General features: G+C 70.5%; 9 protein-coding genes and 1 pseudogene. 3 read left to right on the top strand and 7 right to left on the bottom strand.

Annotation, left to right across the window (positions count from 1 at the left end; all coding sequences use genetic code 11):
• Positions 1–230: 230 nt before the first annotated feature.
• Positions 231–689 carry a MarR family winged helix-turn-helix transcriptional regulator gene (locus GQF42_RS35695; protein WP_199272912.1) on the bottom strand — a complete coding sequence of 153 codons (459 nt, stop codon included), beginning with the start codon at positions 687–689 and terminating at the stop codon, positions 231–233.
• A 188-nt stretch (positions 690–877) separates the two neighbouring features.
• On the opposite strand from GQF42_RS35695, the gene GQF42_RS35690 reads away from it, so the two are divergent.
• The 3 genes and pseudogenes from GQF42_RS35690 to GQF42_RS35680 all read left to right on the top strand — a co-directional run bounded on the left by GQF42_RS35690 (position 878) and on the right by GQF42_RS35680 (position 5386).
• Positions 878–1843, top strand: a complete 966-nt coding sequence (locus GQF42_RS35690; RefSeq protein ID WP_158926858.1) for an alpha/beta hydrolase — start codon at positions 878–880, stop codon at positions 1841–1843.
• A 454-nt stretch (positions 1844–2297) separates the two neighbouring features.
• Positions 2298–2699, top strand: a pseudogene (locus GQF42_RS35685) (alpha-hydroxy-acid oxidizing protein); the annotation flags it as partial.
• A gap of 599 nt (positions 2700–3298) precedes the next feature.
• Positions 3299–5386 (top strand): SpoIIE family protein phosphatase, encoded by a 2088-nt coding sequence (locus tag GQF42_RS35680; protein WP_158926856.1) that lies wholly within the window; start codon positions 3299–3301, stop codon positions 5384–5386.
• A 370-nt stretch (positions 5387–5756) separates the two neighbouring features.
• Here GQF42_RS35680 and GQF42_RS35675 read toward each other — a convergent pair whose 3' ends face one another.
• The 6 genes from GQF42_RS35675 to GQF42_RS35650 all read right to left on the bottom strand — a co-directional run bounded on the left by GQF42_RS35675 (position 5757) and on the right by GQF42_RS35650 (position 17658).
• Positions 5757–7667: an alpha-keto acid decarboxylase family protein gene (locus GQF42_RS35675; RefSeq protein WP_158926854.1), complete on the bottom strand. Its 1911-nt coding sequence runs from the start codon at positions 7665–7667 to the stop codon at positions 5757–5759.
• A gap of 294 nt (positions 7668–7961) precedes the next feature.
• Positions 7962–8939, bottom strand: a complete 978-nt coding sequence (locus GQF42_RS35670; RefSeq protein WP_158926852.1) for a TrmB family transcriptional regulator — start codon at positions 8937–8939, stop codon at positions 7962–7964.
• Between the two features lie 165 nt (positions 8940–9104).
• The gene (locus GQF42_RS35665) at positions 9105–9974 is read right to left on the bottom strand and encodes an SCO6745 family protein (RefSeq protein ID WP_158926850.1); all 870 of its coding nucleotides are present in this window, start codon (positions 9972–9974) and stop codon (positions 9105–9107) included.
• A 466-nt stretch (positions 9975–10440) separates the two neighbouring features.
• A complete protein-coding gene (locus GQF42_RS35660) occupies positions 10441–14367 on the bottom strand; it encodes a Kelch repeat-containing protein (protein WP_158926848.1) in 3927 nt (1308 codons plus the stop codon).
• A gap of 50 nt (positions 14368–14417) precedes the next feature.
• Positions 14418–14621 carry a hypothetical protein gene (locus GQF42_RS35655; protein WP_158926846.1) on the bottom strand — a complete coding sequence of 68 codons (204 nt, stop codon included), beginning with the start codon at positions 14619–14621 and terminating at the stop codon, positions 14418–14420.
• 103 nt (positions 14622–14724) lie between these two features.
• The gene (locus tag GQF42_RS35650) at positions 14725–17658 is read right to left on the bottom strand and encodes a helix-turn-helix transcriptional regulator (protein WP_158926844.1); all 2934 of its coding nucleotides are present in this window, start codon (positions 17656–17658) and stop codon (positions 14725–14727) included.
• Between the last annotated feature and the right edge of the window lie 1628 nt (positions 17659–19286).

Here is a 19286-nt window from a genome sequence, read left to right as displayed (position 1 = left end):
GACCGCCTCGATGAAGATCAGCGTGTCGTTGGGCGCGCTGAGGGCCTCCGCCAGGTCCGCGGGAGTCTTGACGACGAACCTCGGTCTTCCCGAGGTAACCGCGTTCGATGGTGTATCCGCCGTTGTTGATCAGGAAGATCACCGGCTTGTGGTCGTGCCGCAGGATGGTCGACAGCTCCTGCGCGGTCAGCTGAGCCCTCCCCCAGTCGCTGCGGCAGCGAGCCGGTCCTTCAACCGTGACTGACGTTCGCGGTGAGCAGGCGGAGCAGCTGCTTCGCGGTGGCGTCCTGCTCGGGGGTCAGACCCATCGCCTCCCCGATGGCCAGGGGGACCGTGCGGGCTTTCTCCCGGAGATCCGCCCCGGCCTGGGTGAGGCGTACGGCGACGGAGCGTTCGTCCTCGGCGCGCCGCTCGCGGCGTATCAGACCGCCCGCTTCGAGGCGCTTGAGCAGCGGTGACAGGGTGCTGGATTCCAGCTGGAGCGCGTTGCCCAGATCCCGCACGGAGACCGAGTCCTGCTCCCACAGCACCAGCATGACGAGGTACTGCGGGTAAGTCAGCCCCAGCTCGTCCAGCAGGGGCCGGTAGCGGGTCGTGACCGACCGCGAGGCGGCATACAGGGCGAAGCAGAGCTGGTCCTGAAGGAACAGCGAACCCTGTTCGATGTCGTGGCGCGCGTCGTGGCCCATGAGTGCGGTCCTTACCTCCGATGATCAGCAGAGGCCATTCTACCCATTCCAGACGCCCACGACCATGTATCGCTCGATTAAGTTGTGCACGACCAAATCGAGCGCTACAGTTCTATCCGTGCCCGCCGAACGGCCGGGCGCACCAGCCGTCGAGGCCACCGGCCCCGGCATCACCTCAAGGAGTCCCCATGTCCGAGAACATCACCGCTCCGGTGCTGGAGCCGACCGCCGCCGCGTTCGCCGAGGCCACCGCCAACCCGCCGTACCTGTTCGACCTCGGCCCGGCCGAGGGACGCAAGGCCGTCGACGAGGTCCAGTCCGGCGAGATCGACAAGCCCGAGATCCACGAGGAATGGGTGACCGTCCAGGGCGGCCCCACCGGATCAGTGCGGGCCCGCATCGTCCGCCCGACCGACGCCGACGGACCGCTGCCGGTGATCGTCTACCTGCACGGCGCGGGCTGGGTCTTCGGCAACGCCCACACCCACGACCGCCTGGTGCGCGAACTCGCCGTCGGCGCGAACGCCGCGGTCGTCTTCCCCGAGTACGACCTCTCGCCCGAGGCCCGCTACCCCGTCGCGATCGAGCAGAACTACGCCGTCGCCCGCTGGATCATCACCGACGGCGCCTCCAAGGGCCTGGACGCCACCCGCATCGCAGTGGCCGGCGACTCGGTCGGCGGCAACATGTCCGCCGCGCTGACCCTGATGGCCAAGGAACGCGGCGACGTCCCCCTGGTGCAGCAGGTGCTGTTCTACCCGGTCACCGACGCCGCCTTCGACACGCCCTCGTACCACCAGTTCGCCACCGGCTACTTCCTGCGCCGGGATGCCATGCAGTGGTTCTGGGACCAGTACACGACCGACGAGCGGCAGCGCGCCGAGATCACGGCCTCCCCGCTGCGCGCCACCACCGAGCAGCTCACCGGCCTGCCCCCGGCCCTGGTCATCACCGGCGAGGCCGACGTCCTGCGGGACGAGGGCGAGGCGTACGCGAACAAGCTGCGCCAGGCCGGTGTCCCCGTCACCGCCGTTCGCTACCAGGGCATCATCCACGACTTCGTGATGCTCAACGCCCTGCGCGAGACCCACGCCGCAGAAGCGGCCATCAACCAGGCCATCGCCACCCTGCGCACCGCCTTCGGCACCGTCTGAGCGCGCTCACCTCACCGCACCCGAGGCGTCGGCGGCGGCGAGCTCCGCGCCGCCGGCAACGACATCACCACCGTCCGCTACCCCGGCATCTTCCACGACTTCGCCATGCTCACCGCCCTCGCCAACACCAACGTCGCCAAGGCAGCCCTCGACCAGGCCAACCGCTTCCTCTACACCGGCCTGCACAGCGGCTCCTGACCCCTCTCCAAAGCGGCCCGGCTCGGCCCGGGCCGCCCCCGGGTGCGCATACCCGACCCCTTCCACGGCCGGACGCCGCGCACTGCACAGCCCCTTCCGGCCGACCAGCCCAACTCACCGCCGGCACGCTTCATCAACCGTGTGGTCGTTCAACCATCGTCGCCGGTCAGAACGGTTCGAAACGCGGCACACCCGCCTTCCCGCAAGACCGTGTCACCGGCGACTGCCTTCAAGGAGACCGTCATGTCCCGTTTGCAATCCCCTCACCTGGGACGACCTGCCCTGGCTGCGCTCGATCACCGACCTGCCGCTGATCCTCAAAGGCATCTGCCACCCCGATGACGCCCGCCGCGCCAGGGACGCGGGTGTGGACGGCATCTACTGCTCCAACCGCGGCGGACGCCAAGCCAACGGCGGCCTGCCAGCCCTTGACGCCCTGCCGGAGGTGGTCGCGGCCGCCGACGACATGCCCATTCTGTTCGACTCGGGCATCCGCACGGGAGCCGACGTCATCAAGGCCATCGCCGTGGGCGCCACAGCCGTAGGCGTCGGCCGGCCCTACGCATACGGCCTGGCCCTGGACGGCGCCGACGGCATCGTCCACGTGCTGCGCTCCCTGCTTGCCGAAGCCGTTCTCGTCATGACCGTCGACGGTTAACCCACCCTCGCCGACCTCACGCCCGACACACTCCGCCGCATCCGCTGACAGGAGTTCCGGGGACGGCCCGCCACGGTCGTGCAGGGCCGCCCGCGGTGGATGACGCCGTCAGCCGTCACGACACCATGACGACATCACGCTCGGGCCAGGGCACACAGCTGGTGGGCCAGGTCGCGTACCGGCTTCGCACCGAGCGCCACCACGAACCGCACCCGACCGGTGCCCCGCGCCAGAACGTCTGCTGTCGGCTGTGCACCCGCGTGGTGCAGCGTCGCCACCCCGTGGGCTCACAGGGCACTGCCTCGCCATAAGTACCACGGAGGGTGGGAGGCGGGCCGTCCCGCGCTGGCTGGGCGTCCGGTGTGCGACCTCAACTCGGCAGTCCGTGTCGAGACCATCCGCCGTCATCTGATCGTGGGCCTTCGGCGGCTGGGTAATGTCGCGCCCGACCGGCAATGCCCCGCCTCCCTTCACCCTGGTGAGCCAGAGCGCTCGACAACAGCGGGGCCGCACGGCGGCAGCACGTCCGACAACGCTCGCAATGTGAGGGAGCGCCACGCAGGCGCCAGGAGCAGGCTGGATGGTGGAGGTGGGTTGCCATGGCGCAAGACGAAGCCATCTCGCCCGTCGAGGGTGCCGCGGTACTGGAAGCGCTGTTCCACCAGTCCCCTACAGGGCTGCTGATCCTGGACACGGAGCTGCGAATCCTACGGATCAACCTCACCAGGCCGGTTCTGCACGCCGCGCCCCCTGAACAGATCATGGGTCGACACGTCACCGAGGTGTACGACCTTTCCGCACCCGGTGAGGTGGAGGCGATGCTGCACGGAGTGTTGGAGGGCGGCACACCCGCGCAGGGGCGACTCGTGGGGGTTCGTCCGAAGGGTGCACCGGGGCCGGAGTACCTGTTCTCCGTCTCGGCATCTCGCCTGGAGGACGCGCAGGGGAGGATCTTGGGGCTGCTGACGGAGATGCTCGACGTCACCGAACGCGAAAAGGTGGACGCTCGCCTGCGTGTCCTCGGCTCCGTGCGCGAGCACGTGGGACAGACCCTCGACGTGGTGGCCACTTGTGAGGAACTGGTGCAGGCAGTGGTGCCGGACCTCGCCGACATCGCTGTGGTGGAAGTCGTGGACGCAGTGGTACGTGGCGAGGAACCTCCGCTGAGCCCTCTGGGACCGGTGCCCCTGCGCCGTGCCGCCTACGGCCACCGCGGCGGCGGCGATCAGATTCAGGCGCATCCCGTGGGCGACGTGCGCGCTCTGCCGCTTCCAACGCCTTACGCCCAGACACTGACCGACCTCAAGCCCCGCCTCGTCGCCCTGGGCCCCGACACCCCGTGGCTGGCAGCCAACCCGCCCCGCGCCGAGGCGATCCGTGCATCCGGTGCCCGCTTTCTCATCACAGCACCCTTGACGCTGCGGGGAACCGTGCTCGGGCTGCTGAGCCTGTACCGCACCGACCAGGCCGACGTCTACGACGAGGACGATGTCACCCTGGCCCTCGCAGTGGCCGCTCACACCGCGCTGTGCATCGACAACGCCCGCCGCTACACCCGCGAACACGCCATCGCCTCGACCATCCAGCGCCATCTGCTGCCTCCACACCCTGCGCCCCGGACCACCGTTGAAACAGCGCACGTGCACGTGCCCGCCGAGGCGGGAGGAGGCGGCGGGTTCGACACCTTCGCCCTGCCCGGCGCCCGCACCGCACTGGTGGTCGGCGAAGTCGCCGGCCAAGGCATCCACGCGGCCACCACCATGGGACAGATGCGGACCGCCACCCACTCCCTGGCCGCACTCGACCTGGAGCCCGACGAACTACTCGCCCGCCTCAACGACACCGCCATCAGCCTGGCCCAGGAACGCGCAGCCCTGCCGCCCGACGACCCCATGCCCCTCACCGGAAGCTGCGCGTACGCGGTCCACGACCCACTCGCCCAGACCTGCACCATCGCCCTGGCCGGCCATCCCCCACCGGTCATCGCCCATCCCGACGGGACCACCCAGATCCCCGACCTGCCCGCCGGACCTCCTCTGGGCACTGCAGAGGGACCCCCCTTCGCCGCCACCACCGTCTCTGTCGCCGACGGCAGCGTCCTCGCCTTCTACACCGCGTCACTCCTGCACACCTCACCGTCTCCGGACACCCTCCAACGGGTGCTGGCCCACCCTGAGCGGCCACTTCAGGATCTGTGCGATGACGTGCTCTACCGGCTGCGGAGCGACATCCGCCACGGCGACGTGATCCTCCTCCTCGCCCGCACCCACCCGTTCCCCGCCGACCAGGTCGCCACGTGGCATCTCGACCACCACCCCAAAACCGTCGCCACGGCCCGCGCCCACGCCCGCCACCAGCTCGTCCTTTGGAGAGTCGATGAGGAAACCACCTACGCCACCGAAATGATCGTCAGCGAACTGGTCACCAACGCCGTCCGCTACGGCACCCCACCCGTTTGGTTGCAGCTCATCAAGGACAGCACACTCACCTGCGAAGTCCACGACAGCAATGCCCTCGCGCCACGACTGCGCCACGCGAAGACGATCGACGAAGGCGGGCGCGGCTTGTTCATCATCGCCCAACTCGCACAGAACTGGGGCGTCCGCTACACGCTCGACGGCAAGACCGTCTGGGCCGAGCAGACTCTCCCGCCCGCAACCACAGCCCGCCCCCAACAGCGGGCATAGGTTTGCGACGCGCATCACTCCGCGCCCGCCCGGAGTTCCCGCCGGACTGCGCCATTGAGATGCCGGGCTACCCGCACCCGCCAAGCCCACCCGTCACTGGCTACTCCAGCCTGGGCCCGGGCCTACTACGAGGTGTGGAGCCTGGCGAACGGCATTGTGGCTGAGGAACGACACGAGCAACGGTCCGTTCGGTCCCCCGCACAGTCCCAGAGTCATCTACGGCCTACGCGCAGAGCTTGCCAAAGTCGTCACCGAACTCCTCGACGCCTTCGAAGGCAAGGATCAGGTCGACATCGTCAGGGCTTTTTATACCCTTCCCGTCGACCCCCGGCTGAACTACTGACCTCCGCAGTTTCGCGTCGCTGAAAAGTCAGGCCGGCCGGAGTTGGGCGTTGTCGCGGTGCTGCGGGCCGCGAGGCCCGTAGTCGATGTCCGCGCCGGTGTTGCTGCTGGCCATGACCGCGGCGGGAGCGTCGTAGGGATCCATGACCGCCTCGATGAAGATCAGCGTGTCGTTGGGCGCGCTGAGGGCCTCCGCCAGGTCCGCGGGAGTCTTGACGACGAACGATCGCGCCGTGGTGTCCGGGCGGAGCACCCGCGGCAGATCCGCGTAGGCCCAGGTCGCGATGTCGTTGTACTGCTCGGTCTTGCCGAGGTAACCGCGTTCGATGGTGTATCCGCCGTTGTTGATCAGGAAGATCACCGGCTTGTGGTCGTGCCGCAGGATGGTCGACAGCTCCTGCGCGGTCAGCTGGAACGAGCCATCACCCAGGAACAGCAGGTGGCGACGGTCCGGCGCTGCGGTCAGCGTGCCGAGCAGGGCAGCGACCGAGTAGCCGATCGAACCCCAGTTGATCGATCCGACGAAGGTGCAGTCCGGTGGCAGCTGCAGGCCGAGCAGGGCGTACGACGTCCCGTTGTCGAGGAGGAGCACGTCCCCAGCCCGGAGGTAGCTCTGGATTGCTTGCCAGTACGCGGCCTGCGTCAGGTTGGTGGAGCCGCCTGCGGGGGCCCCTGTCGCCGTAGCCCCTCGCCCTGTAGCCCCCCGCTGTGGTGCAGCGCGGCTCGTGCCGTGCGGGACGGTGTCCAGTACGCCGCGGATGACTTCCTGGAGCGTCACCGCCTGATAGTTGTCATCGCCGATGTCCACCGAGTGGCTGCGGGCTTGGATCGTGTCGGCGGGCAGCGAAGCGGTGAAGTCGCCCGTGGTCACCTCGATCGGCCGGTAGCCGATGGAGAGCAGGCAGTCGCTGGTCTCGATCGCCGCGCGCACGTGCGGCTCGCTTGCCCGGCCGTTGTAGATGCCGACGTAATAGGGGAACGTCTCGTCGATGACCGCCTTGGCTGTGCTGATCACTGCTACGGGGAGCCGCAATTTCTCGGCCAGTCCCATGACGTCGGCTGCCACGCCGAACCGGTCCGCGTCCAGATCCACCAGGACCGCCGGTGACTTGGCGGCGGACAGGTGGTCTGCGATTGCGGTGATGCACGACCGCAGCCGTTCCGGGTCGCTGGGCGGTTGCGCGAGCACCAGCGGGGCCTCGGGGACCTCAATGTCGAGGTAGGCGATGTCGGAAGGCAGTTCCAGATACACCGGGAGCTTTTCCCGCCACGCGGTGAGGATCAGCCTGTCGATCTCGGTGACCGCGTTGTGCGGCGTCAGTCGCGCCTGCGCGGCGGTCACCTGCGCGTAGGCGCCGAGGAAGCGGTCCCATGTGCCGTCGGCCATCGTGTGGTGCATCCCCAGGCCGCGATCGATGGACTTGAGCGGTATCGACCCGCAGATACAGACCACCGGCACGTGCTCGCTGTAGGAGCCGGCGACCCCGTTGATCGCGCTCAGGGCGCCGACGGCGTTCGTCACGAGGAGCGCACCCATGCCGTTCAGCCGGGCGTAGCCGTCCGCTGCATAGGACGCGTTCAGCTCACTGCAGTTGCCGACCCATTTCAGCGTGCCCGTGTCCTGAAGCTGCTGCAGCAGTTCGAGGTTGAAGTCACCAGGGACGCCGAAGAGGTGCCCGACGCCGGCCTCCTTCAGGCGCCGGAGCAGGAAGTCGCCGATCGTCATCCATCGGCTCGGGCTGGTGGACATCGTCTGTGCCTCCGAATCGCCGGTATCGTCTCCTCCAGGAGGGGAGCGGCTTATATCCATTTTGCGGTGAGAGATGGTTGGAGGCCTCCGGAGGCTCGCGCTTCCACTCACGGGCGGAACAACCAGAGAGTTGCGGGCGGCCTCGTACCCCGGTCCCTTTGGTGGCGCCAGGGCACGCTGCAACGGCAAGACCGCCGGCAGAGTGAAGCCGATGACTAGCAGACCGAGAAGAGGACGGCGCCTTCCTGATGGCCTGGACCCGCGGGCAGAGGGCCGCCCGAGCCGTCATGTGTGCGCTGGGCGGGCTTCCGCCCGTCCCCGCCCGATAATCTTGAGGGGTGAGCGCCACGATCCGCTGGGCGTAGATGCCAGGCAGGTAGATCTGCGGGCACAGACGCTGCCGCTGATCCTGCCACAGTCGCGAGGCACGGGGGCGACGCCGCCGCAGCTGGCGAGGCAGCCGTCGGTGCCCACTGGCCTGGCTCAGTGCAGCCAGCCGCGGCGGGCGGCTTGGGCCGCGGCCTGGAAGCGGGTGGCTGCACCCAGTTCCGTCATCAGACGTTGGATACGGCGCTGGGTGGTGCGTTGGCTCCAGCCCTGCGTACGGGCGATGGCCGCATCCGTACAGCCGGAGGCGAGCAGGCCGAGGAGGGCCAGGGTATCGGCGTCCGGGCCGCCGGTTCCTCCCGCCGGCGGCTTGGTGTCCCGCACCGGGGTCGCGCGCTCCCACTCGGCCTCGAAGAGAGCCTCCAGCGCGGCGAGCATGGGTGAGCGGTGTACGAGGTAGGCCACGGAATGGCCACCGGTGGCGAGGCTGAAGGGAATGACCGCCCATCTGTCGTCCGCGATCACAAGCTTCAGGGGCAACTTCTCCCGAACCCGGGCTTCCTCACCGATACGGACGCTCGGCAGGATGTCGTCCCGCAAGCGCCCCGGCCACGCCACGGCGGCCCGGTCGTAGATGACACGATGGCCGACACCGACGTGCTGCCGGCGACGCTGGTTCTCCAGGTTGCTGCCCGGACGCTCGACATAGGGCGGACGGTCGAAGGCGCGCAGCTGGCGCCGAGCGCTCGCAGTGAGCCGGGAGACGGCCGCACTGATGTCCTCATGACCGGTGATCAGTTCGACAGCGATGTTCGGGTCGCTGATCCGACGGGCCTCACGGTGCTTCTCGGCGAGCTGCCGCACCACAGAGCGAGCCGCGTCGAGCCGGCGCTCACGTTCGTGGATCAGCTCGGTGACCGCCACATCGGGAGCCGCTGCGGTGAAGCGTGGGGGACGGCCCGCCGCCTTGGTGGCAAGGCCGTCCTTCACCAACGCGGACAAATACCGGCCGGCCGTGCCCAGGCGCAACCCGCAGGCATCGGCGACCTCCGAGGCCGTACTGGGGCGCAGCCCCACCAGGGTGCTGTACACGAGTTGTGAGGCGTCGCTGAGTCCGACGACGTCAAGTTCCATGTGTGTTCCGGTCATTCCTGTCAACCAACCACCCACCCGGCCCGACTCGGCACCGGGCCATCCCTGCCACACTCCGCCTGGGCTGACATGCCGGCCAGCGGAGTCCCGGTCTGTGTCGGCCTCGCCGCAGCCCTGGCATCCCACGATCGGCATCGGTATCAGCGATCAGAGGCTGCCGACACGCCAGGGCAACAGCTCCTCGGCCAGGGCCACGCTGTAGGGCCTGACCAGACGGCGCAACTCGGCACACTTCTCAGGGCCTATCGCGACATACGGCAGCGCGGCCAGCTCGTCGGTGGTGTGCTCCACCATCGCGCGTCGCTCCCGTCCTTCCAGGGTGAAGGCGAGGTCGGGGCCCTCTGCCAGCCAGCCGCGCTCGCGCAGCCGCTGTGCTGCCTGCGCCCACTGGCCCTCGGACCAGGCCCGAGTCCTCCGAAGGCCCTCGGCAGCCACCGGGCCCGCGGCAGCATGTGTGACCAGCGCTTCGATCCCGTCCAGCCCGGCGGCGAGCAGCGTCGCGATGTGGCCGTCGCCGCGGAACTCACGCAGCAGCGTCTGTGCCTGCCAAAGCGCCAGGTGTGGTTCGTGCGGCCAGGGCAGGGCAGCGTGCGCGGCGAAGAGCGGGCGGCCCTGAGGATGGAGCAGTGTCACTCGGGCCGCTTCCTGGGCCAGTTCCGCAGCGCGCTCCATCTTGGAGGAGCGGACGGCGGGGCCGAGGATGCGGCGCAGCGTGGCATCGACGGCCGCCAGCCGAGCCGCCAGCAGTTGCTCCGGCGACGCTGTCTTCCATACCGCGGGAACCACACTGCGCACCAGCTCCGGGCTGAAGTTGTAGAAGGTGGCGATCACCAGTTCGGCGGATGCCGGACCCAGGGCCGCGGCACGCGAACCGAAGTAGCCGGCCCTGCCATCGACTCCCAGCTCCGCGTATCGGGCCTGGGCCTCGGGAGCGAAGTACACGGCTCCGTGGAAGGGCTCCACCATGTTCCAGGTGGCCCGTGCATAGGCGCAGGCGAGTTCTTCCTTCATGTGCATGAGATGACTCCTTCGACTCTTCCATGCGTCCGCAGGCACCGGAACAAGTCCCTGATTGTCGACGGGTACTGCGGTTTCCTTGTGGTGTGGGCGGAGCACGGTGCTGGTGCCGCAGGCGGGCCGGGGCAAGTTCGCGTGCTGGGGCACGGTGGGGCCCGACTCCTGCCGCGTCGGTACGCCGGCGGTCGCTCCCCTGCTTCCCTGCCTGGGGCGTGTGTTCGCCAAGACGGCGATCCTGGTCGGCGCGTGCGCGGAGTGGAGCGGCTCCCCGATGGTGCCGACCCCGGTGCTGCCACGGCGCGCTGCCGGAGCTTTCCGGCTGTGGGCGCAGGTCCCCACCATGTGGGAGACGGCGATGCCCCCGGGCGCGGTACTGATCGCGGGACGAGGCTCCCGGGTCCAGGTTTCCGGGAGCCCCGTCAGGTCGTGCCCATTCGGCCGGCCGTGGGCAGTCAGCCGTCCGCGGTCACTGTGTGCCGACCACCTTCATCGTGGCGGCGAGCGCCGGGACGGCGTACGGCGAGTCGGTGTCGACGGTCAGCCCGCTCGTGTAGGTGCCGACCTGGTCGACCGCGCCCGCGTTCAGGGTGACCCGCACCTTCACCGTGGCGCCCGGGTCGACGGTGACGTTATGCGGTGCCGACAGCCAGGTGGCGGCCCCCGAGCTGCCGCAGTCGCCGTAGCCCGGGAGCTGCTCGACGCCGGTGACCGCGTGGTAGGCGTCCGAGCCGCCGACGACGTACAGTCCGCAGGCGCCGCTGCCGCGGTAGACCAGCGCGTTGGCCGTCGGCAGAGCCGACCAGGAGTCGGTGGCCGGGTCGTACTCCTCGGCTTGGTTGGTCAGCTGTCCGCCGCTGACTCCGCCGACCAGCTGCAGCCGACCGCCGGAGGACGCGGAAGCCATCGCCCAGTTCGCGTACGGCAGGTCGGCCCGCACAGTCCACTTGCCGGTGACCGGGTCAAAGGCGTACGTAGCCGTCGTGTCCTCGCCGCTGAGCGGATCGTACCCGCCGACGCAGACGACCTGGCCGTCGATGCCGGCGCAGGAGAGCCACTCGTCCGTGATCGGGTAGTTCGCCACCTGGCTCCAGGCATCGGCCTGGGGATCGTAGACGTAGGTCGCCTGCGAGGCCGGGAAGCAGTCGCCGCCGCAGCCGGCGACCACGTAGAGCCGGCCGCCGAGGACCGCCGTGCCGCCGGCGGCGACGCCCGCGGGGAGCGACGCCACCGAGGACCACGAGTCGTGCTTCGGGTCGTAGCGGTACACCGCTGCTGAGGCGTTGCGAGTGCTGTTCCAGCCGCCGACGACGTAGATCTCGCCGTCGACCGCCTCCACACCGGGCTTCTCCAGCCCCTCCGGCATGTTCGCCAGCCGCTGCCACCCGCCGGTGGCCGGGTCGTGGACGTAGGACTTGAACAGCAGGTTCGCCCCGTCGGTCCCGCCGAAGACGTAAACCTTCCCGTCGAGCGTCACCGAGCCGCTGTCCATCACCGGCGTCGGCAGAGCGTCGGCGGTCGTCCAGGCGGTGGCACTCGCCACGGCGGTCGCGTCGGTCGAGCCCGTCGGTGCCGCGACCCTGTGCGTCTCATCGGCGACCAGCGACCGGGGGGTGAAGTCGCCACCGACGTGCCGGACCGGTGCCCCGGCGCCGGACTGCCTCGGGCTGCCCGAGCGGGAGTTGGGCGTGTACGAGCCGTCCTGCGGGTTGAGGACGACGTGGACGGGTGCGGTGCCGGTGTTGCGGAGTGTCACGGTCCGGGTCGTCGAGCGGCCCAGCGGCTGGGCGACCCGCAGCGAGTCGCCGGAGACGCTGATCCGGCCGGCGCCCAGGCGCCAGTCCTTACGGGTTACCTGATCGCGGGCGACGGTGACCTGTGCGGTCGAGCCGGTGTACGCGCCGTCGACGACCCCCAGCGTGGTCCGGCCGGAGCTGTCGGCGGCCGAAGCGGACGCGAAGAGCTCGTAGGCGCCGTTGGTCGTCGAAGCCGTCGGGGTGCCGGCCACGCTGACGGTGGCACCGGAGAGTGCCTTGCCCGTGTTGGCGTCGTCGACGGTGCCGGCCACGAGCCCGCCGGCGGTGGCATCGCAGGAGCGGTTGCCGATGAAGACGTTGTCGACCTTCCAGAAGTACGAGTGGGCCGCGTCGTACCGGAACCGCACCTGTACGTTGCTCTTGCCGGCAGCCTGAGGAATCGCGACGACCTCGGGGCCGATGGAGGGGAGTGTGAAATTCCGGACCGAGGTCCAGGTCTGTCCGCCGTCGACGCTCACCTCCACGGATGCGTTGGCCGGGGTGTGGATCCCCCTGAAGAAGGAGTTGTCGAAGGAGACGATCGGCGTGGCATCGCCGCTCAGGTCGAGCAGCGGCGAGACCAGGCTGCTCGTCACGCGGCTGCCGATGTCACCGGAACGGGAGTCGACCTCGGCGAACTGGCCGGTGCCGCCGGTGTCGTTGCCGTAGTGAGCCGGGTCGTCGAAGCGCCAGGTGACCCCGGAGCCGCTGTCGTCGGTGACCGTCCAGCCGTCCTGCGGTTTTCCGCCGGGCCAGCCCTCGAAGTCGGTCGTGGTTCCCTTGTACCCGAAGTGGTAGCCGAGCGCGGTGCAGGCGCTCGCGTCCACGGACAGCCGCACGTCATGGCGTACGTCGCCGGAGCCGACGGCAAGGGTGTCGTCCGCCGTCTTGTAGCCCGGCAGGGTCGCCGAGACGTGCAGCTTGTAGTTCCCGTGGTCCGGCAGCCGGACGGCGTATCGGCCGGTGACCGGGTCGGTGTCGACCACGCCGCCGGGGTAGCCGTCGACGGTGATCGCCGCGGCGAGCGGCCAGCCGTGGCGCGAGGCGTCGGTGACGGTGCCGGAGACGACGTGGGTGGGCAGGGCGTGCAGGGTGATGGACTCCTTCGCCGTGCTCCCCTCGGTGATCTTCACCGTGGCGGTGGTCGTCGCATAGCCGAACTGCGCGAGAGTCAGGTGGTAGGTGCCCGGTGCCGGGGCGAGGTCGAAGCCGCCCGACGCGTCGGTCGTGGCGCCGTAGCTGCGGCCGTCCCCGTCGGTGGCGGTGACGGCGGCACCCGGAATCGGGCCGTTGGCCGTTGCCGAGCCGGTGCCGCGCACGGTGCCGGCCACCAGACCGTGCGGACCCTGGCGGAACGCGCCGACGCCGACGGGCGTACCGAGCCCGGTCGGGCCGTCCCAGCCGTGGCGGGCGTCGCAGAGCTGGTTGCCGCAGAAGCCGTCGGAGCCGGCGGTGACGTCGGTGAGGTCGCCGGCGTGGGTGTCGGCGTACGGGTAGGTGACCGGGTAGGTACCGGGCGTCGGGGTGCCCGCGAGGGCGTACATCGCGGCGACGAGCGGCGACGAGAGCGAAGTGCCGCCGACCTGGAGCCAGCCGCCGACCGTCGGGGTCGAGTTGTAGATGCCGAGACCGGTGGCCGGGTCGGCGTCCGCGGAGACGTCGGCGATGGCACGGTTGTCGCAGCCGGTGTCGATCCCCTGCTGGTACGCCGGTTTCGGTTCGAATCTCGAGCAGCCCGAGCCGCCCGATGCCCAGGCCGCCTCGGTCCAGCCGCGGGCGGTGGTGTCGTCGCGGGTCAGCGTCGTCCCGCCGACGGCGACGACGTTCCCGTTCGACGCGGGCCAGTTCACGGTGTTGCCGTAGTCGCCGGTGGATGCGGTGACCGCGATACCGGGGTGGTCGTAGTAGTGGTCGTACGCCGCGGGGAAGCCGCCACCCTCGCGGGGGATGCCGTAGGAGTTGGAGATGGCCGCGGGGTGGTGGGCGGCAGCGGTGTCCTCGGCCTGGCCGAGGTCGTCGATACCGGCCGAGTCGGCCTGGACCAGCAGGATGCGGCACGCCGGACAGGCGGCGGAGACAGCGTCGAGATCGAGCGCAGTCTCCATCGACCAGTCGCCGTCCTGCGGTGGGTAGTTGTGGCCGCCGTCCTGGTCGAGCTTGGTGAAGCAGCCGTTCGCCGTCGTACACGCGGGAAGGCCGTAGGTGCTGCGGAAGACGGCCAGGTCGGCCTCGGCGGTCGCATAGCCGCCGGCGTCGACGATGGCGACCGTCTCGCCCGAGCCGCCCGAGGGCAGGTCGTACGCAGTCCTGAGGTCCTTCGGGGCGAGGGCGGTGGCGGGCGGGGTCGACGAACCCGCGGCCAGGGTGCCGTGACTGTCGGTCACGCCCATGAGGTCGCAGGTGGCGTAGGGCGCGCCCCCCTTCTGCTCGGAGGCAGGTAGGGGGACGGCGCATCCGGCGGGCTTGTAGGTCGCTGTGCTCTGCGGGGTGCCGCTGGCCAGGGTGGGCGCCGCTTGCGCCGGGGCGACGGCCATCAGGCCGGACGCCACTGCGCAAGCGACCGCCATCCCGGCGGCCCATATCCGTATTGGTCTGTGCATCGCTCTTCTCGGGAGGGTGCGTCGGCCGGGCCGACTCGAGTGGGTGCTGGTCAGACCGGCCGGTACACCACGCCGGCCTTCCGTCGGTACTCACGCGATCGGTCCGCGCTCGCCGCCGGGGCCGGATCGGCGGAGGTGCCCTCGCCGTCGTTGGAGTCCTCGTCGGGGTCCTCGGTGGAACCCTTGAGGGATCCGTCGATGGGGCCGACCGCGATCTCCTCGCCAGACCGTTCGACGCCGTTGCCAGAAGCCATCGTGGCTGCTCCGTTCTGTCCCAGAGCCAGCAGTGAACGCCGCACGGCGATCAGGCGGCAATGCGCAGAACTACCCGGGAAACCCCCGTACGGTTACCGGTGGCTACTCCGTCGGTGTCGGCGGCTGCGGCATGCTCCCCGGCAGCGGTACGTCACCGGACTCCACCGCGGTGACGGCGAGCGCGGTCCGCGAGGGCGCTTGCCGTTTGCGCATCGCGGAGTGGACGTGCTTCTCGACGGTGCGGGGCGAGAGCCCGAGAACCCGGGCGATCTGTGCGCTGGTCCGACCCTCGACGAGCAGGCGCACCACGTCGAGTTCGCGCGGCGAGAGCTGGTCGCCGTAGCCGGGTCGACCCGACCGCGCTCCGGTCCGGACCCCCTCGTCCGCGAGGGTACGCCGCACCCGGTCCGCGTCCTCGGTCGCGCCGAGGGCGGTGAGGTCGCCGAAGACCTCGCGGAGCAGGCCGACGGCCCGGTCCCGCTCGCCGACGGCGAGGTGACAGCCGGCCGCCGCCTCGCGGGCCAGCAGGGCTTCGTACGGCCTCGGAAGGGCGGTCCAGGCGGCGCCCGCCTCCTCGAAGAGCTTGGCGGCTCCCGTGAGGTCACCGCTGGCGCGGGCGAGTAGGGCCTCGGTCAGCCGGCGGGCTGCCGTAGCCACCGGCGCATCCAGGTTGCGGGTACCCGCCGCGAAGGCCTCGGCCGCGCGGACGGCCTCCCCGACGCGCCCGCCTTCGAGCAGGGCGCGGATCCGGAGCGGGGCGATCTCGGCGGCCCAGAGCCAGAGTCCCTTGGCCTCGACGAGCCGCCAGGCGGCATCGGTGGCGGCCAGGGCCTCCTCGGAGCGGCCGGCGGCGATCGCCAGTCGTGCGAGCGCAGCGGACGGGTCGCGGGACCCGTCGGCGGGGCCACGCGGACGCCCGACCGCGATCGCGGCGCGGACCTGCTCCTGGGCCCGACGGTGGTCGCCGCGGGCCGCGTCGAGCAGACCGGCCAGCAGCAATGCGTCGGCGCGCAGCACGGGTTCGTCGGCGTCAAGGGCCGAGGCCTGCCACTTCATGGGGCCCTTCCAACCGCCGGTGAGCCAGTCGAGATGAACGAGGGTGGCCCCGACGAGGTCACGCAGGCGCAGATATCGGTGCTGCTCGGCCAGGGCAGCGGCCGCATCGAGCCGACGCCGGGCGTCGTCGTAGCAGCCCCACAGCATCGCCGCCTCACCGAGGTTGGCGTACCCACGGGCGCGCTGCAGCACCTCGCCGGGGGTCTCCCCGCCGGCCGGCAGGTCACGCGCCGCCGCCCAGCCGGCAGGGTCCCCGAGTACCAGGAGCGTGGCGGCACGGTCCATGAGAAAGGCGAGCCGCTCCTCGGACGACGGGCCCGGCCCGGCCTCAATGAGATGCCCGGCGCGCTCCAGCCAGGCACGGTGATGCGCCGCCGGGTGCGCGGTACCGAGTGGGCGGGCGAGCATCATCATCGCGTGGACCGCAGCGACCGGCCGGTCCTGGACCAGCCCCGGCACGGCCTGCTCCATCTCGGCCGAGGCACCCTCCACGTCACCGACGTGGAACATCAGCCGGGCCAGCTGCCAGGTCGCCTCGGTCCGCTCCTCCGGCGTGAGTTCGCCGGCGGCGGTCTCACGTAGCACTGTCACGAGTTCGCGCAGTGGCCCGTTACCGGGTGCCGCGTACAGCGGCATGCGCCGAACCAGACGAGACACCGCCGCGCCGCGGACGGCACCGCCGGTGAGGAGGTCGAGAAGCAGTCCGAACGCCGTACGTGGGTCGCCCGACGAGATCGCGTGATCCGCCGCCTGCTCGGCGTACGCAGCCCAGCGGCCCGGGTCGCCCGCCTCCCGGAAGTGCCGGGCCAACTCGGCGACGCTGCGTATCGGCTCCCACTCAAGGGCCTCCCCGGCGCGGCGGTGGAGGCGACCGCGCTCCATGGCGCCGAGGGCGTGGTAGATGCTGCGCGCGGCCAGCACATGACGGAACCCCACCCGGGCGTCGCGGTCCTCGTGCAGCAGACCGCCCGCAAGCGCCTCGACCAGACCGTTCTCCGCCTCGGACAGGGGTATACCGGCGACCTCGGCGACCAGCACCGGTGCCCGCTCCCCCTCAAGTACGGCGAGCGCGGCCAGCGCCGCGCGGGCCGCGGGCTGCAGATGGGAGGTCCGCTCGAGCACGGCGTCGCGGATGCTGGGCGGGACGTCGAGCTCCGCGACGTCGCGCCGCAGCCAGGCGCCGTCCTCACAGACCAGGTCTGCACGGTCGTAGAGCAGACGGACGGACTCCTCGATCGCGAGCGGCAGCCCGTCGGTATGGCCGCGGAGGAACTCGGCGAACTCCGCCGAGACCGGCTCCCCACCGAGCATCGAGGACACCAGGTCCGCCGTCCCAGCGGTGTCCAGCGGCCCAGGTTCCAGGCGGGTAACGCCGGTCTGGGCGACCAGTCGGCGCAGCAGCGACTCCGGGCGGACGTCCTCGGGCCGGTAGGTGAGGACGAGGCGCGGGCTCCGCTCCCGCCGGGACCGCAGGAACAGCAGGAGTTCGAGCGTGGTCTCGTCGGCCCAGTGGGCGTCCTCCACCACGAACAGCCCGATGCCGAGGGCGTCGATGAGTTCGACGAGCGCGCGGAGCAGACGGTGCCGGGCGGCTGCGGCGTCGGGCAGCGGCGCGGGCGCAGGCGGCAGTTGTTCGGCCCACTCCGGGAAGACCGGCCGCAGCGCTCCCGCCAGCCCGGTGAGCTGCAAACCGCCGACACGGTCGGCCAAACGACGTACGGCGTCCACGACCGGGCCGAGCGTGTATGGCTCCCGGAATGGCGGGCACACCGCGACCACCGCCGTCTCCGGACGCCTCCGGAGGAGTTCGTGGAGCAACCGGGTCTTCCCGATCCCCGCCTCACCCGCGACCACGACGAGTCCCGGCCACTCGTCGAGGGCGTGGTCGAGCAACGAAAGGTCGTGGCCGCGGCCGACCAGACGGGGTACGCCGAGGCCAGGTCGGCGCGCCGACACGCCGGCGCTCTCCGCTACGGTCATCCCTGCCTCCGATCCAGCCACGTGGACTCACTCTTCCGGACACCCCTTCAGCCCCCACTCTGGCGTTCTGCACGCGTATGTCTGGTGGATTCCTCTGCTCGAAGCGATTCGGTAGCGGAGATTCCGGTGGGCCGGCAAAGCGCCGCCGTACAGTAGCGCGCCTCCCGTCCGGCAGGAACCTGCCCCTACCAGAGGCACCGCCGCCGGTAGCCCGTCGTGCGCAGGACGGTCAGGGTCTGGTCGGGCGGGGGCGGGAGATGAGGACTACCGGTGCGCAGCGCCGCCGCACTGTGAGCCGCGCGAGCCGCGCGCCCGGCGACGTCGGCAATAGTGCCGTGTCGTCGGAGCGGACGTAGCCCGCCGTGCGGACCATCCGCGCGCGGCCGTGGGCGCGGGCGGTGCGCCTCCGCTCGATATCGCCGGGAGACGCAGCGGGCACGGCCCTCGCTGTTCGTCGCCGCCGCGCGCTCCGGCGAGCGTCTCTCCCTGTTCCCCAGTCCATGTGCCCGGCCAGGGACTCGAAAACGCGGCTACGTGCCGACGGGCCTACGGCTTCAGCCGCACCACCGTTTTGAATGACCAATTGCCCGCCACCGACCACCGGTTCCACCCGTCCCCATGCTCCGAGCGTCCCGCCCAGGACTCGGACCTGCGAGCAGGGCCTCATGCCGCTCCCCTGCCGTTGGGCCGCGCGGCCCAGCGGGCCCCGCCGCGGCGCCCGCATCGTCCGCGGCAATGTCACAACGCGCCCCCACCCGGTCCCGCGACGGTCCCCCGACACCCGGCCAGCAACGAAATCCGTAGCCAACGTGCGCGACAACGGCCCTGCGTGGTTGTGCATCAGGAGCAGCATCACCACAGCGAAGGTGAGCGACCGGCCGCGCACCTACCGGCTGGCCACAGCGCAGGCCAACGCGTAGCCGACCCGCCGTCTCCAACCGGGCTGGCTCCCAGAGGGATTGGGAACCAGCCCGGCTACTGTGCGAGTCTGGAGGGCATGCAGCGGCCACAGACGAAGGGGGCGAGCCACCGCCGAAACGATGAGTGACCGAACGGATCTTCGCCTGGTTGATGCGGCCCCGTTACCCGGCGCGGGACTGCAAAGCTCGCGCACAGAGATCGCGAGCAAGTCAGTCCGCCTCTTCGCGGGGCTCTGGCCGCCGACATAGGCGTCCTGCCCGCCGAGCACGTCGACCACGCTGTCGCGGGGCGACAGGGGTCGCCAGGCAGGGGCCCACGCTACTCAGGCGGCCTACCGACCTCGTGGATCCGTGACCGCAGCCGTTCCTCGGCCTTGTCGAGGGTGGTCCACAGATCGAACCCACCTGGTCTTGGCGGCTGCCGTCGAGACCGGCCGACACCCACGAAAACACGCCGGTCAGAACGTCAGGCCTCTCGTTGGGTGGCTTGGCTGAAAGGGCGAACGGGACAGCGATGCCGGCGCGTGTGACTACGAGCTGCCCCGAGTTTCGTAGAGTCCGGTGATCTTGTTTCAGGCGGACTGCAGGGTGGCTTCCTGTTGTCGCCACCACTCGCGTTCGTACTCGGCGGGCGGTACGTAGTCGAGGGCGGTGAGATACCGCGGAGTCTCAAGCGTAGGTGTAGCCACCGAGTTCCTGCGGGCTGCT

Origin of the sequence: Streptomyces broussonetiae, from assembly GCF_009796285.1 — a bacterium.
Lineage (GTDB): Bacteria > Actinomycetota > Actinomycetes > Streptomycetales > Streptomycetaceae > Streptomyces > Streptomyces broussonetiae.
This window is presented reverse-complemented; position numbering and strand designations above follow the sequence as displayed.